At 64.9% G+C, this 302-nt stretch carries 1 protein-coding gene; it reads left to right on the top strand.

The window, feature by feature from the left end:
- Positions 1 to 23: 23 nt before the first annotated feature.
- Positions 24 to 302: hypothetical protein (locus CBX98_RS25960; protein ID WP_197710269.1), on the top strand; the 279-nt coding region annotated here is incomplete at its 3' end.

Below are 302 nucleotides of genomic sequence, written 5' to 3'. Positions count from 1 at the left end.
CCTACGTCCTGTGGACTCACGGCATGGTGCCGTTCGACGAGGCGCCCTGGAGAGACGATCCCCCGCGTCATTTCCTGGCCCAGGTGCTGGAGCTGATGTGGTGGCTGCAGTTCGCCCAGATCTCGACGTCCTTGATGAGGGCCTTCGTGCTCCCCCAGGGCCTTCGCGAAAAGCTGTTCCGCGATGTCGTTCGCGCACTTACGTTCATGGGCGCGCTGGTTGCCGGGCTGGTGTTCGTCGTCAACCTGCCCATAGGCGGCCTGTTGGCCACGTCCGGCGCCGTCGCCATCGTGATCGGCCTT

The sequence above is a fragment of the Vibrio sp. T9 genome, assembly GCF_003123985.1.
In the GTDB taxonomy this organism is placed as follows: domain Bacteria; phylum Pseudomonadota; class Gammaproteobacteria; order Enterobacterales; family Vibrionaceae; genus Vibrio; species Vibrio diabolicus.
Note: the sequence above shows the minus strand (reverse complement) of the source record. Positions and strands in the feature narration are given on the sequence as shown.